This is a genomic window from Klebsiella sp. CTHL.F3a, assembly GCF_019890895.1.
In the GTDB taxonomy this organism is placed as follows: domain Bacteria; phylum Pseudomonadota; class Gammaproteobacteria; order Enterobacterales; family Enterobacteriaceae; genus Klebsiella; species Klebsiella grimontii.
In genome coordinates this window covers 4,781,889-4,796,234 of the sequence record NZ_CP082360.1, presented here as the reverse complement: position 1 = coordinate 4,796,234, position 14,346 = coordinate 4,781,889, and the positions used below count along the sequence as shown (strand labels likewise).

Sequence of the window (14,346 nt, the reverse complement as noted above, 5' to 3'; positions counted from 1 at the left end):
TCCCGTCGGGTCTGGACCCAATACCCGGCGCTTAAAATTGATAAAGTAAGCCCATATTTTGATTGTTCGCCATTGTTGCTTATTCTGATTAGTCCTGACGGCGGCCGCCTGTTTTATCAGAATTTAACGGTCACCTGATTGCCGATCACCCACGCGTTATTAATCTCCTCGCTTCCTCCCGGGTGGGCCAGCAGCTGCAGGTTAGGGCGCACGGTCAGCCAGGGCGTCGCGCGAAAGCTATAATGCAGCTCTGCGGCGTACTCGGCTTTGCGAACCGGAACATACAGTGGGTTATCATAATCATCGATCCCCCGCATCTGGTTCAGGAGCTGAGCCCGACGGGCGACTCTGTCATTGGCGTGCATTTTACTGACGCCGAAGCTGATAAAGTCCTGCGGACGACTGGCGAAAGGGCCTTTATAAATGGCGCCTGCCTGCATCTGATAGTCCATTGTCGCCGTATCTTTATCATTCATTGCCAGATGCCCGAAAAGGCTAAGGCCACGTTGGCGCTGGCTGCTCGAGTAGGTCAGCTGCTGGACGATATAGAGATAACCTCCGTAGCGGCCGTCGTGTCGCCGGGCGGCCTGGTGCGTGATAACATAGGGGTCGCCATTGTCATCATCCAGCACATCGTTGGCCTCCGCCGTGTTGTACCATCCCCCGAGTTTCCAGATGCCGGGGAGTTTTGCCGCGCCGAGGGTGGGTGAGTATCCCAGTTCAAAAAGGTACATGTACCCCAGATGCCCGGTTCCATCGAGCTCGAAACTTCCGTGGCGGGTGGCGTAGTTAGGATTGTACTGAAACGCCCCGGCCTGGACGTAAAGGGCTGGGGTAGGGCTGTATTTGATGCGGCCACCCCACTGGCCTATAGGGGTGTTATACCAGACGCCGCTGCCGTGTCCGGCTAAAGAACCGCACAGCGACAGGTTTTGAAAAAAGCAGCCGTTGTTATCAAAATCCTCTCCTGGTGGCATCAGGCCCACCTTGATATCCAGCTTCTTCTCCCACCCGGTTTTTTTGAACCAAAACTGCGTTGCGTGCCATGTTTGACCCCGGCCATAGTTACTCTGAACACCGGAACCTATTACCGGCGCGCGCGGATCCTGAAGGCGATCCTGAGTCAGATCTCGCCCGTTACGATTATTCACCGACGCTTTAAATTCACCGTCGCGAATACCTAAAATCTTTTCCAGATCCATATCTATGCCGAGAATATACTGGTCGCTGTAGCGCAGGGTTTTATCGCGATCGTAACCGCCGGAAACATTCGTGGCCGTCATTGCGCTATATTCCAGCGTAAAATCATAACCATGACGGCGCAGATCCGTCCGCACGCCTCCCCATTCTCCAGTCATGTTTTTTGCGGTGGGAGAAAAAAGTGTATCGTTGGCCAGAGCCAGTAAAGGGTAGAGAAATGCCAGCAGCATCGTGCCGCTTTTAATGAGTGTGTTCATGTTTTTCACCGCCCGTTGATGAGCCAGGTCTATGAAGTGTTCCCGATAAGGCGCAGCTGATTCAGCCGACTAGCTGGCCTCCTGTCAGAGGTGGCTCCGCGATTGCCGGAGCCACAGGCCGTCTATGGCGACAGCTCTTCTAATGATTTCCCTTTGGTTTCAATGGCAAAAATCCACGTAATCAAGCCGCCAATCAGTGCGATGACCGCGAACGTGACAAACACAAAACGGATCCCGAAGCCGCTGACGATAAACCCGACCATTAATGGGCCAATGGATGACCCCGCGCGGAGCCATGCGCTGGAGTACGCGGTGCCAATAGCGCGCAGCCGGGTGGGATAAAGCTCAGCCGCGTACAGATAAAGCGAGAAAGCGATGGTCTGCAGAATGGCGTAGGTCAGGCTGCCCAGAATCAGAATTTCAACGGCGGATTTCGCGCCCAGAACGGAGAGCGTAATCAGCGGAACGACGGCCAGTAAAAAGGCCCATGTGTACCAGCGCTTGCGCCCGACGCGGTCGATCAGCAAGGCGCAGATCACCGAAGCGACGACGCCGCAGGAGGAGGTGATCCAGCCGTAGGCCAGACTGGTATCGAGGGAGAGATTAAACCAGGTTTTGTACAGAGTCGGGAACCAGGTGATCATTCCATTGTTGACGCTGTAAACCGTCAGCCACAGCCCCCACAGCATAAAGGTGCGGGATTTATAAATACCGCCGAAGAGGGCCTTAACCCCTTCCGGAGCCGCTTTTTGCACCGCGGGGGCTTTTATTTCAGGTTCGGGCAACGTCATTCCACGCCTGATGACTTCAGATTCCAGCGTCGATACGACGTTGTCCGCTTCCTTCAGCCGACCTTTTGAAGCCAGCCAGCGCGGTGATTCAGGCATCAGCCAGCGCAGTGGAACGGTCAGCGCTGAGGGAACTAAGCCAATTAAAAACATGACCTTCCATCCATAGATAGGCACAAGAAAATACCCGACCAGACCGGCAAACATCATGCCGATAGGGAAAATCACCTCATACAACAAAAAGAAACGCCCGCGCTTCTTTGCTCCGACAAATTCATTGATATAGGCGCTGGCAACGGGAACTTCCGCACCGATACCCACCCCCTGTAAAAAGCGAATAACAAGAATTGACCAGCCGTTCCAGGCAAAAAGGCACGCCGCATCCATCAGGACGAACATGATGATGGTGATACGCAATACGCCGATACGGCCTATTTTTTCCGCCAGCGAGCCGAAAAATAGGGCGCCGCACAGCTGACCCACGTAGCTGGCCGCAATAATAAGACCGACAAACGTCGGCGTGAGACCCCACTCCTGAGTAAGCTGGGGGAGAGCAAATGCGATTGCAATAATGGTATAGGCATCGAAAAACGTCGATAAGCCGACGATAACGCGGATCGCCTTCAGCCGCCGGGTGATGGGCAGACGTTCCAGTCTTGCCAGCAGCGCGTCCGGGGTTGACGCCGTTCCGCTGGCAACGGCGTAATCTGAAGCAATGGCCTGAGTTGACATAGTATTACCCTGTTAAACGTTGTCTGGGGCATACACGTAAAATTCTGAATAACAACAGGGCAACGAACCCTTATTCATCGACGTGCTGCATATAATGCTGTCCTGATGTGTTTATGATAACGTTACTGCAATCGATTTCACTTGCAGCTAATCCTTTGCTGGATTCGTCGCTAAGTCAATTACGCCTGTTGTATAAATGTCGAGCAGTTCACAATCTGAAAAAACTCACGCGCAAAAAGGCGAAGCGGCGAATGCAAAGCAAAATGGATAAGAAATGTGAATTAACGACCAGCCGAATGAACCCGGCAAAGTGAAGCACCATTCCTTTTGTCCGGGCGAGGTTTGACGTAAGATCCTTTAACCCCACGGTTTGCACGATGGTATCCGTTGAACGGGCAACACGGATTTTTACCCGCATTGATGAGTTGGAGCAGCAGATGGATCAAGAAAGTGAACTGAACGATTTGCCGGAAAAAAAGCTGGCGACAATGCGGGATGTTGCTCGCGCCGCGGGCGTTAGCGTCTCGACCGTTTCACGGGTACTCGATGAAAGATTACCCACCTCGCGCAGCGCCTCGGCAGATAAAATTCGCCAGGTTGCCCGAGAGCTGGGCTACCGTCGGGACTATGTTGCTTCCAGCCTGCGGCGCGGCGATACCGGGACGCTTGGCGTCCTGGTTCCCAGGCTAACCGATGCCGTCACCGCCATGCTTTTCGAAGAGATAGCCAGGGCCGCAGCCAGACGGGGTTATTTCGCGATTGTAGCGACCTGCGGTGATAGCAAGGAGCAGGAGAAAAACGCCGTTGAGTCGCTGCTGGATCGCCGCGTGGATGGGCTGATCATGTCCACCTGCCGGCTGGACGATCCGTTGCCGCAAGCCTTGCGTGAACGAGACGTTCCCCACGTACTGGCGCTGCGTACCGACGGTTTTAGCCCCTCATCGGTGGGCGACGATGAGCTTGGCGGCTATCTGGCAACCCGGCACCTGATTGATTTAGGTCACCGCGATATTGGCCTGATTGGCGGCCCTGATTTTGCCTCCAACGCGCGCAACCGGCGTAAGGGCTTTGAGCGGGCAATGCAGGAAGCCGGGCTCCGGATCGAAGCGGACTGGTGCTGTCATTCAGATTTTAACATCGCCTCGGGAGAGCAGCAGGGAATGAAAATTCTCAGCCAGCCTCACCGCCCAAGCGCGCTGTTTGCCGTCAATGACGAACTGGCGATTGGCGTCCTCGCGGCCGCGCACCAGCAGGGCCTGGTGATTGGCGAAGATCTCTCGCTGGTGGGATACAACGATATTCCGCTGGTGAGCAGACTGCCCGTGGCGCTGACTTCGGTCAGAACGCCGCTGGAGCATATCGCCAGCAATGCGGTTGATATGTTATTGAATCCAGAGATAAATAATAATATGCGGATTACCACGCCTTCCCTTATTCCCCGTAAGTCTACCTCGTCTCCACGTAAATAATCCGCCAGCGATCCTTCCCGGCTTTCCTGGAGAAAGCGGGGAGGGTTGAATTTTGTATAACGGATCTCATCCCGGATGCAGATTGCTGTTTAGTTTGTGATCTGCGTTGCATTTTTAACCAACGTGGCGTTGACGGTTTTATTTTTGAGGTTCAATGTCAATCACGTGAAAACGATTGCAGAAACGATTTCACTTCTGTTTCAAATAATCGCTTAACCGTAAACAAATGCTTACTCATCAAGGGGATATTTATGATTAACATCGATCTGAGAGGTTTGACTCCGGCTCCGGTTACACCATTCACTCGCGATGGACGCGTAGACTATGATGCCATTCAGCGCCTTGGTAACTGGCTCGGCAGCATCGACGGCGTGAAAGGTCTGGTGGTTCTGGGACACGCGGGGGAAGGGACTTTTCTGACCCAGGAAGAGCAGGCGAATGTGATCCGCGCATTTGTGAAGTCGGTAGATGATAAGCTTCCTATCATTGCCGGTATCACCGGGGAAGGGACCGAAGTGGCTGCGCTGGAGGCGAAGCGCGCCGTTGCCGCCGGGGCATCCGCAGGTTTGCTCTATCCTTCTCACGGTTGGCTGCGTTTTGGCTATCAGGATGGCGCCCCCCAGGATCGCTACCGCGTGGTGTATGAAGAAAGCGGCCTGCCGCTGATTCTTTTCCAGTATCCGGATGTCACTAAAGCCACCTACAACCTGAAGACCCTGCTGGATATCTCCGCGCAGCCGGGCGTATTTGCCATGAAAAATGGCGTACGTAATATGCGCCGCTGGGATACTGAGATTCCGGTGATCCGTCGCGAACGTCCTGATCTGCAAATCTTAAGCTGCCACGATGAATACCTGCTGCATACCGCGTTTGATGTGGATGGCTTCCTGGTCGGCTACGGTAATATCGCGCCTGAGCCGTTAATTGAAATGATTAAGGCGGGTAAAGCGGGCGATTACGTTAAAGCGCGTCAGCTGCACGATCGTCTGCTGCCGGTGACCAAAAGCGTCTACCACCGCGGTTCTCACATGGAAGGCACCGTGGCCCTTAAGCATGCGTTGGTTGCGCGAGGGATCCTTGAACATGCCACCGTTCGCTCTCCGCTGCTGCCGCTCGAAAATGGGGCTGAAAAAGAGATCCACGACGCCATGCGCGCCGCTGAGTTGGGCCGCGTTCGTTAATTCATTCTGAGTCAGTTGTGAATCCGCAATGCAGAAATAGGCCTTACTGTATTGCGGATAATCGGTTACTTCGCCCCGGTATCATTTCCTTCTCTTCATCATCACGTCGGGGCTTTCACCTCTGTCTATTCCCAAGGTGATTTATGAAACTATTAAGCTTTCGCGTTAATGATAAAAATAAATATGGTCTGGCGACCGCCGATGGCGTCATCGATCTGCAGGCGCTGTTCCCTCAATATGGCAGCCTGCTTGAATTTTTGCCCCACCTTCATCTGCTTGATGCTCTGCCGCCGTCCGCGAAAAAAACGCATTATTCCTTCAACGAGATTGCTTTCCTGCCGGTCATTACTGAACCGAAAAAAATCATCTGCGCTGGGGTGAATTATCGCGATAAAAACGTTGCGGGGAACGAGAAGCTCGCGAATCCTGTGCTATTCATCCGCTTTGCGGATTCGCAGACCGGGCATCTGGCGCCGCTCCTCAAGCCGGAATGCAGCAATGAGTTTGACTATGAAGGCGAAATGGCGCTGGTGATCGGCCGTGGAGGGCGCAATATCCCAGAGCAGGAGGCGCTGCAGTATGTTGCCGGCTACAGCTGCTATATGGATGGCTCCGTGCGCGACTGGCAGCATGCCTGCTTTACCGGCGGGAAAAACTGGCCTGCAACGGGCGGCTTCGGCCCCTGGCTGGTGACGGCGGATGATATCCCCGACCCGCAAAATCTGAATATTACCACCCGTCTCAATGGTCAGACGGTGCAGCAGGATAATACGGGCAGCATGTTGCATTCAATCGCCGGGCTTATTGCCTATATCAGCACCTTCAGCGCGCTCTCTCCGGGAGACGTGATCCTGACCGGCACCCCCGGCGGTATCGGAAAAAAACGTACGCCGCCGCTCTTTATGCAGCCCGGGGACAGGGTGGAAGTTGAGATTGAGCAGATCGGATGTCTGATTCACACCGTGTGCAGCGACGCCGCTGTATCGCGATAAATTGTCGTTCACCGGCAGGTGACATCCAAAGATATGGTGAGCGCGCGTTTGCCCGGCGGCCATGTCATCTTGCGAAGGGTTAATGCCGGACAGGGAGCCGTGGAGGCAATATATGATATTGGTCCAGTTTCTGGTGGTGCTGCTGTTTCTGTACATCGGCATGCGGGTTGGGGGGATCGGCGTAGGGTTTGCCGGCGGCGCTGGCGTGATTGTGCTCAGCGCGCTCGGCGCGACGCCGGGCGATATGCCGATGCTGGTTATCGTGTTTATCATGGTGGTGATCGTGGCGATTGCCGCCATGCAGGAGGCCGGCGGTATAGAATATCTTGTTGACCTCACCGAGCGGCTGCTGCGCCGCTATCCGCGACTGTTAGTCATCACCGCGCCGCTTTCCACCTGGCTATTAACTATGATGGCCAGCACCGGGCAGGTCTCCTTTGCCTGTATGCCGGTTATTGTCGGCGTGGCGAAAGAGAACAATATAAAACCCACCCGCGCGCTTGCTCTCTCCGTCAGCGCGTCTTTGCTGGGAATTGTGGCGTCGCCCATTTCCGCTGCGGTGATTTTTTTCTCGGGGATACTGGAAAAAGGGCATGACGGCTGGGGCTATATTGAGCTCATCGCGGTATCAATACCGTCCACCTTTCTTGCGCTGCTGGTTACCTCCGTTTTTTACCTGTTCTGGGACAGAATCCGCCAGCAGGATCGGCTCAATGACAATCCGGTGCAGGTTAAGGCACGGACTGAGCGGGCTATCCCGCCCTACGCCGGCCGTTCGGTGCTGATCTTTATCGTTGGGCTGGTTGCGGTTCTGGCCTATGCGATTGTCACCAGTCCAAAGTTAGGGCTGATTGCCCATCCGGTCATGAGCAGCGGGCAGGCGCGGGTTGGGGTAATGATGGGCGTTGCGCTGCTGATTGTGGTGTGCTGCCGGGTTAACGTACACAAAGTCCCGTCCGGCTCGGTGTTTAAAACCGGGATGACCTCCTGCATCTGTATCCTTGGCGTCGCCTGGCTGGGTTCCACCTTTATGGACAGCAATCAACAGTGGCTGCAAAGCGCGGTCTCGTCACACTTATTGGATTCGCCCATTATGTTGGCGCTCATGATTATGGCCGCGTCATGTTTCTTGTATTCGCAGGCGGCTTCAACAAAAATTTTATTCCCTGCCGCGCTGAGTATGGGCGTTGCTCCCGGTATCCTGGTCGCCTGCTTTCCGGCTACGGCTTCTCTTTTTATTTTGCCAAATTACCCGACGTTACTGGCAGCGGTAGAGCTGGACGATACCGGCTCCACCAAACTGGGCCGACATATTATCGATCATCCTTTTCTACTGCCTGGCCTGGCATCGGTGCTGCTTTCTATTCTCTTCGCCGCGGGGCTGGCTTTTTTGATTCGGTGAATCACGCCAATCCGGCCTGCGATAGGTTGGGGAGCAGGCCGGTAATTATCTCTAAAACATGGCGAAAATTGTCACGTTTATTCGAGGGGGCAGATGAGCCGTTTTCAGGGAGTGATTATTTCCGTGCTGGTCAGAGTGATTGAAAAACCAAATAGAAATCACCGCTCAGGCAGGGCCTCCGGTTGGTGAATCAAAATTCGATTCGTCGGCCGCCACTAAGAGCGGGCCTGGCGAGGCAAACAGGCGCTGAATTTTTTCATCCGCTTCATCAAGGACGGCCTGGTGATTGTCCAGAGTCCAGCAGGGAAATTCTCTTGCCAGCCTTTGAGCTCGTTCGCTGTTTGCCGGGGACAGAAACACCTGGGCGCCCGTTTCCGCCTGAAAGAATCCTGCGATCAGTTTTTCGCTTAACGCATCAACGCCCAGAACGCCTATTCTTTTCATCCCTACTCCCGGTACGCGCATGAAAGGCGGCGAGATGACGCTCCGCCACGATAATATCCGGTCTCCGGCGAAGCAGGTCGGCCGCCCCAAGTCCGGCGTGGGCCTGGGCCATCCACGAGGCACTTCTTTGCTGGACGGCAGGCTGAGAATGATATTGCTTTAAAAGCGGTACATCGGGACGATGATAATCCGGCCCGACGGCACAGCCCGCCAGTAAGCCGGCCGTTACGGCCAGGACAAGCCTACCCAGGAGAAACATGATGTGCCTTGAGTCAACATTTCTTTGTGACTATATTACAAGTAGGTCACAAGTTTTCAATCGAGGCCTTCTGGGCTAAGCTGGAAAAATGACAAAATTCACAAATGCATACTCCTCGCGGGGGCCGTCGGATCATTGCGTCCGCGATCGGATTGTGGAAGCCGCTACGGAGCACTTCGGGTATTTCGGCTACGAGAAGACCACCGTGTCAGATCTGGCGAAAGCGATTGGTTTTTCAAAAACCTATATAAAAATTCTTCGATTCAAAACAGGCGATTGGAGAAGCCATTTGTGCTAACAGGCTGGCGAAAATCTCTGTGGTCGTCTATGACGCGATTGCCGATGCGCCTACCGCCTCCGAGAAGCTGAGGCGTTTATTAAACGCGCTGATCGAAGCCGGAAACGATCTGTTCTTTCACGATTGCAAGCTTTATGACATTGCTGCCGTTGCCTCCCGGGAGCGCTGACCTTCCGCCGCCGTCTATCAGCAGCAGCTGCGTCAGCTGATACAGCACGTCATTCAGGAAGGCTGGCAGGCAGGGGAGTTTGAACGCAAAACCCCGCTGGATGAGACTGCGGATGCCATCTGTCTGGTCATGCAGTCTTATATTTGCCCTTTACAGCTGCAATTTAACCTCGATACCGCACCCACTGCGGCCATACTGCTGTCCTCATTAATACTCAAAAGTTTTGCAACCTGAATGTGACCATTGACTTAATTGGTCACATGAAAGAGTATGATTCAACTGTCCTGTCAAAATGATTAAGGAACTCCATGCTCAGGCTCAAATCCGCCTCTTTTGCCGTTTGCCTGCTTCCGTTTGCCCTCGCGGCCTGCGGTGACGTTTCCGGCACAGACGATCCCCGCACTCAGCCTCCTCTGGTCAGGTCTGCGACCGTAGTGAGTGCGATGGATGCCTCCCGCGCATTTACCGGCGTTGTTGTCGCCCGGGTTCAAAGCGATCTCGGTTTCAGAGTGCAGGGCAAAATTCTTGAACGTCTGGTCGATACCGGCCAGAACGTCAAGCGCGGCCAGCCGATGATGCGTCTGGATCCCGCGGACCTCGGCCTGCAGGCACAGGCTCAGCAACAGGCGGTCGCGGCCGCACGGGCCCGAGCAAAACAAGCTGCGGCGGATGAGGTGCGTTACCGCGGTCTGGTCTCGACAGGGGCGGTGTCGGTATCGGCCTACGACCAGATAAAAGCGGCCGCCGATACGGCCAAAGCTGAACTCAATGCGGCTCAGGCCCAGGCGAATGTGGCGCAAAACGCGACGGGCTACGCGGTGCTGCTGGCCGACGCAGACGGCGTGGTCATGGAGACTCTGGCTGAACCCGGTCAGGTGGTTAGCGCTGGTCAGCCGGTGGTTCGTCTGGCCAGAGCGGGCCAGCGTGAGGCCAGCGTGCAGTTACCCGAGACGTTACGTCCGGCTCCTGCAAGCGAGGCCGAGGCCATGTTGTACGGCACCGGTAAACAGACGGTCCCGGCGAAACTGCGTCTCCTTTCCGATGCGGCCGATCCGGTAACCCGCACCTTCGAGGCGAGATATGTGCTTGAAGGGGCGCTGGCGAATGCGCCGCTGGGATCCACCGTAACGCTGCACATTGCAGACGGTAAATTACCGAACCAGGTGATGCAGGTACCATTAGCCTCGCTCTACGATCCGGGTAAAGGGCCGGGCGTCTGGCAGATTTCAGGTCAGCCAGCCAAAGTGTCGTGGCGGTCCGTTCAGGTGCTGGGATTGAGTGATGATGTGGCGCAGGTATCCGGTAACCTCCAGCCTGGCGAGAAGGTGGTCGCCCTCGGGGCGCATCTGCTGCATGACGGCGAGGCTGTTCGCATGGCTGTACAGAACGATGCCCGCGTCGCCGGGAGTCGGCCATGAGCGACGGCAAATTCAATCTTTCAGCGCTGGCTGTTCGCGAGCGTTCCATCACCCTGTTCCTCATTATTCTGATTACCGTGGCCGGGGTTCTGTCATTTTTCGAACTGGGGCGCGCGGAAGACCCGCCGTTTACCGTCAAGCAGATGACGATTATTTCTGCCTGGCCGGGCGCTACCGCGCAGGAGATGCAGGATCAGGTTGCTGAACCGCTTGAAAAGCGAATGCAGGAGCTCAAGTGGTATGACCGTAGTGAAACCTACACCCGACCCGGTCTGGCTTATACCATGCTTTCACTGCAAGACAGCACGCCGCCTTCACAGGTGCAGGAAGAGTTCTATCAGGCGCGCAAGAAGCTCGGCGATGAGGCCAAAAACCTGCCGGCAGGCGTTATCGGACCGATGTTCAATGACGAATTCTCCGACGTCACCTTCGCGCTCTTTGCGCTGAAGGCGAAAGGAGAGCCGCAGCGGCTACTGGTTCGCGATGCGGAATCGCTGCGTCAGCGTCTTCTGCACGTGCCGGGGGTGAAGAAGGTCAATATTATCGGTGAACAGGCCGAACGCATCTTTGTTTCGTTCTCGCATGACCGGCTGGCCACGCTGGGCGTTTCCCCTCAGGATATTTTCTCCGCCCTCAACAGCCAGAACGTACTGACGCCCGCTGGCTCGATTGACACCAAAGGACCGCAGGTCTTTATCCGCCTGGATGGCGCTTTTGACAAACTGGAGAAAATCCGCGAAACCCCCATTGTTGTTCAGGGCCGGACACTGCAGCTATCGGACGTGGCGACCGTTGAGCGGGGCTACGAAGATCCGGCGACCTTCCTGATCCGCAATCAGGGGGAAACGGCGCTGCTGTTGGGCATCGTGATGCGGGACGGCTGGAACGGACTGGATCTGGGGAAGGCGCTGGATGCGGAAACCGCCAAAATTAATGCGGGTATGCCGCTCGGCATGACTCTGACCAAGGTCACCGACCAATCGGTCAACATCAGCTCCGCCGTTGACGAGTTTATGATCAAGTTCTTTGTCGCGCTGCTGGTGGTGATGGTGGTCTGTTTCGTCAGCATGGGGTGGCGCGTGGGCGTCGTGGTCGCCGCTGCCGTACCGTTAACGCTGGCGGTTGTCTTCGTTGTGATGGAGGCTTCCGGCAAAAACTTTGACCGTATCACCCTGGGCTCGCTGATCCTGGCGCTCGGGCTGCTGGTCGATGATGCCATCATCGCCATCGAAATGATGGTGGTGAAAATGGAAGAGGGCTACGACCGCATAAAAGCCTCCGCCTATGCCTGGAGCCACACCGCCGCCCCGATGCTCGCCGGTACGCTGGTCACCGCCGTTGGTTTCATGCCTAACGGTTTTGCCCAGTCCACCGCCGGCGAATATACCAGCAATATGTTCTGGATCGTCGGTATCGCCCTTATTGCCTCCTGGATTGTCGCGGTGGTGTTCACGCCTTATCTGGGCGTGAAGATGCTGCCCGATATCAAAAAGGTAGAGGGGGGACACGCAGCGATTTACAACACCCGTCATTACAATCGTTTTCGCCGATTGCTGGGCTGGGTTATCGCGCGCAAGTGGATCGTGGCGGGTACTGTGATAGCCGTCTTTACGGTTGCGATACTCGGCTTAGGGCTGGTGAAAAAACAATTTTTCCCCACCTCCGACCGTCCTGAGGTACTGGTTGAAGTGCAGATGCCCTATGGCACCGCTATTGAGCAGACCAATGCCATCGCGGCGAAAATCGAAGCCTGGCTGAGAAAACAGAAAGAGGCAAAAATCGTCACCTCCTACATCGGGCAGGGGGCGCCGCGTTTCTTTCTGGCCATGGCCCCCGAGCTGCCTGACCCGTCATTTGCGAAAATAGTCGTGCTGACGGACAACCCGGAAGCCCGCGAGGCGCTTAAGTTCAGATTGCGTGAAGCGGTGGCCGGTGGACTGACGCCCGAGGCGCGCGTGCGCGTGACCCAGTTGGTGTTTGGCCCGTATTCACCCTATCCGGTGGCTTATCGCGTCATGGGGCCTGATCCTACCACGCTGCGCGAAATCGCAGATAAGGTGGAAAAAGTGATGCAGGCCAGTCCGATGATGAGAACCGTCAACACCGACTGGGGGCCGCGGGTACCGGCGCTGCACTTCACGCTCAATCAGGATCGCCTGCAGGCGGTGGGGCTGACCTCGAATGCGGCCGCGCAGCAGCTTCAGTTTCTGCTTTCAGGCATTCCAATCACCTCAGTACGGGAAGATATCCGTTCGGTACAGGTCATGGGACGCGCGGCGGGGGATATCCGGCTTGACCCGGCAAAAATAGCCGGCTTTACCCTGGTGGGGGCTGCCGGGCAGCGCATTCCGCTGTCTCAGATTGGGGAGGTTGAGGTGCAAATGGAAGAGCCGGTTATGCGCCGTCGCGATCGTATTCCGACCATAACTGTCAGGGGAGATATAGCCGAAAATCTGCAGCCGCCGGATGTTTCTGCCGCCATCACGAAGGCGCTGCAGCCGGTCATCGATACGCTGCCGGCCGGATACCGCATCGAGCAGGCGGGTTCGATTGAAGAGTCCGGGAAAGCCACCAAAGCGATGGTGCCGCTGTTCCCTATCATGATTGCCATGACGCTGTTGATTATCATCCTCCAGGTGCGGTCGATGGCGGCGATGGTGATGGTCTTCCTGACCGCGCCGCTGGGGCTGATTGGGGTGGTGCCAACGCTGCTGCTCTTCAATCAGCCTTTTGGCATCAATACCCTCGTCGGGCTGATTGCGCTGTCCGGCATTCTGATGCGCAACACCCTGATCCTGATAGGCCAGATCCATCACAACGAGCAGGAGGGGCTGGCGCCCTTCCATGCGGTGGTAGAGGCGACGGTGCAGCGTGCCCGGCCGGTATTGTTGACGGCGATGGCGGCCATACTGGCGTTTATCCCGCTGACGCACTCGGTGTTCTGGGGGACGCTGGCCTACACGCTGATTGGCGGGACCTTTGGCGGCACCATTATCACGCTGGTGTTCCTGCCCGCCATGTATGCCATCTGGTTCAAAATACGTCCTGATACGCAGAAACCTGCGGAACCGCAGGCTGCAGTTTGACCGTGACGCACTACAGAAGAGGTCGCCAGACGACGTTCCGGCGGCCCTGAAAATATCGACCCGAATGATGAGGATTGGACTGACCCCACCCCGGCAGACGATTCTGTCTAAATATAAATCCATACTGGTTCTAATAGCGGTCCATTATACCAGACAATATTTACTTGCGAAAATTATGATAAAACAAGGTATTCTTATTTTTTGAATTTTAAGGGCGTCGTTTCAGTATGGAGTGATAGATGTTGGGGAAATAGAGTTTAATTGGAGTGATGTTAATGCACTACACAAATAAAAGAAACAGTTGTTTATATGTAAGGCAAGCTGATTCAACCTATAAACAGAATGATGGGGCTTTTTATTATTTGTTGGGACTGAATCCAGGAAAATATTGGTTGTATTATGATTTAAGAACATAATCTAGAAGGTTTCTCTGAGGTAGTCATCTATCCCTGGGAGGTCAATAGGACCGGCCTCCCCTTAAAATAGAAGGTGAAAATAAGCTATCTGTGATGGATGAATGCTAGAGGGAAAGCGAGCAATTGTTAAGTAGATCACAATTTTCAAACGACTCAAAATTTCCCGTTGTCAAATTCATATTAAATATGTATTAATGTGTGAATTGATGTACAGGCGTGTAACTGCAAGAGCAGG

The 14,346-nt window shown here is 55.1% G+C and carries 9 protein-coding genes and 1 pseudogene; 7 read left to right on the top strand and 3 right to left on the bottom strand.

Translation table 11 applies throughout. The features are described from left to right. Positions 1 to 116: 116 nt before the first annotated feature. Both K7H21_RS22530 and K7H21_RS22525 read right to left on the bottom strand, forming a co-directional pair. Positions 117 to 1,457 (bottom strand): carbohydrate porin, encoded by a 1,341-nt coding sequence (locus K7H21_RS22530; RefSeq protein WP_223035383.1) that lies wholly within the window; start codon positions 1,455 to 1,457, stop codon positions 117 to 119. A gap of 122 nt (positions 1,458 to 1,579) precedes the next feature. After that, positions 1,580 to 2,977, bottom strand: coding sequence for an MFS transporter (locus tag K7H21_RS22525; protein ID WP_223035382.1), 1,398 nt, complete (start codon positions 2,975 to 2,977; stop codon positions 1,580 to 1,582). 437 nt (positions 2,978 to 3,414) lie between these two features. Here K7H21_RS22525 and K7H21_RS22520 point away from each other — a divergent pair, with 437 nt between their 5' ends. The 4 genes from K7H21_RS22520 (at position 3,415) to K7H21_RS22505 (ending at position 8,021) form a co-directional block, all read left to right on the top strand. Continuing rightward, entirely contained in the window at positions 3,415 to 4,446 is a 1,032-nt protein-coding gene (locus K7H21_RS22520; RefSeq protein WP_004129304.1) for a LacI family DNA-binding transcriptional regulator, read from the top strand. A 251-nt stretch (positions 4,447 to 4,697) separates the two neighbouring features. Beyond that, on the top strand, positions 4,698 to 5,627 hold the full coding sequence (locus K7H21_RS22515; protein ID WP_004129307.1) for a dihydrodipicolinate synthase family protein: 930 nt from the start codon (positions 4,698 to 4,700) through the stop codon (positions 5,625 to 5,627). Positions 5,628 to 5,770: 143 nt separating this feature from the next. Then, positions 5,771 to 6,619, top strand: a complete 849-nt coding sequence (locus K7H21_RS22510; protein WP_154902340.1) for a fumarylacetoacetate hydrolase family protein — start codon at positions 5,771 to 5,773, stop codon at positions 6,617 to 6,619. 112 nt (positions 6,620 to 6,731) lie between these two features. Further along, complete coding sequence (locus K7H21_RS22505; RefSeq protein ID WP_223035381.1) at positions 6,732 to 8,021, top strand: anaerobic C4-dicarboxylate transporter family protein; 1,290 nt, start codon at positions 6,732 to 6,734, stop codon at positions 8,019 to 8,021. A 165-nt stretch (positions 8,022 to 8,186) separates the two neighbouring features. Here K7H21_RS22505 and K7H21_RS22500 read toward each other — a convergent pair whose 3' ends face one another. Next, positions 8,187 to 8,465, bottom strand: coding sequence for a hypothetical protein (locus K7H21_RS22500; protein ID WP_223035380.1), 279 nt, complete (start codon positions 8,463 to 8,465; stop codon positions 8,187 to 8,189). Between the two features lie 347 nt (positions 8,466 to 8,812). On the opposite strand from K7H21_RS22500, the pseudogene K7H21_RS22495 reads away from it, so the two are divergent. The 3 genes and pseudogenes from K7H21_RS22495 (at position 8,813) to K7H21_RS22485 (ending at position 13,695) form a co-directional block, all read left to right on the top strand. Continuing rightward, a pseudogene (locus tag K7H21_RS22495) lies at positions 8,813 to 9,425 on the top strand (TetR/AcrR family transcriptional regulator). A 74-nt stretch (positions 9,426 to 9,499) separates the two neighbouring features. Beyond that, positions 9,500 to 10,609, top strand: a complete 1,110-nt coding sequence (locus tag K7H21_RS22490) for an efflux RND transporter periplasmic adaptor subunit (protein ID WP_142481795.1) — start codon at positions 9,500 to 9,502, stop codon at positions 10,607 to 10,609. Beyond that, positions 10,606 to 13,695, top strand: coding sequence for an efflux RND transporter permease subunit (locus K7H21_RS22485; RefSeq protein WP_223035379.1), 3,090 nt, complete (start codon positions 10,606 to 10,608; stop codon positions 13,693 to 13,695). Before K7H21_RS22490 ends, K7H21_RS22485 begins: the two co-directional genes overlap by 4 nt. The last annotated feature ends 651 nt before the right edge of the window (positions 13,696 to 14,346 follow it).

Bases quoted from the DNA above. Each gene is read 5' to 3' on its own strand.
- K7H21_RS22505 (WP_223035381.1), top strand. From the start codon at position 6,732: ATGATATTGGTCCAGTTTCTGGTGGTGCTGCTGTTTCTGTACATCGGC.
- K7H21_RS22525 (WP_223035382.1), bottom strand. From the start codon at position 2,977: ATGTCAACTCAGGCCATTGCTTCAGATTACGCCGTTGCCAGCGGAACG.
- K7H21_RS22520 (WP_004129304.1), top strand. From the start codon at position 3,415: ATGGATCAAGAAAGTGAACTGAACGATTTGCCGGAAAAAAAGCTGGCG.
- K7H21_RS22510 (WP_154902340.1), top strand. From the start codon at position 5,771: ATGAAACTATTAAGCTTTCGCGTTAATGATAAAAATAAATATGGTCTG.
- K7H21_RS22515 (WP_004129307.1), top strand. From the start codon at position 4,698: ATGATTAACATCGATCTGAGAGGTTTGACTCCGGCTCCGGTTACACCA.
- K7H21_RS22530 (WP_223035383.1), bottom strand. From the start codon at position 1,457: ATGAACACACTCATTAAAAGCGGCACGATGCTGCTGGCATTTCTCTAC.
- K7H21_RS22485 (WP_223035379.1), top strand. From the start codon at position 10,606: ATGAGCGACGGCAAATTCAATCTTTCAGCGCTGGCTGTTCGCGAGCGT.
- K7H21_RS22500 (WP_223035380.1), bottom strand. From the start codon at position 8,465: ATGAAAAGAATAGGCGTTCTGGGCGTTGATGCGTTAAGCGAAAAACTG.
- K7H21_RS22490 (WP_142481795.1), top strand. From the start codon at position 9,500: ATGCTCAGGCTCAAATCCGCCTCTTTTGCCGTTTGCCTGCTTCCGTTT.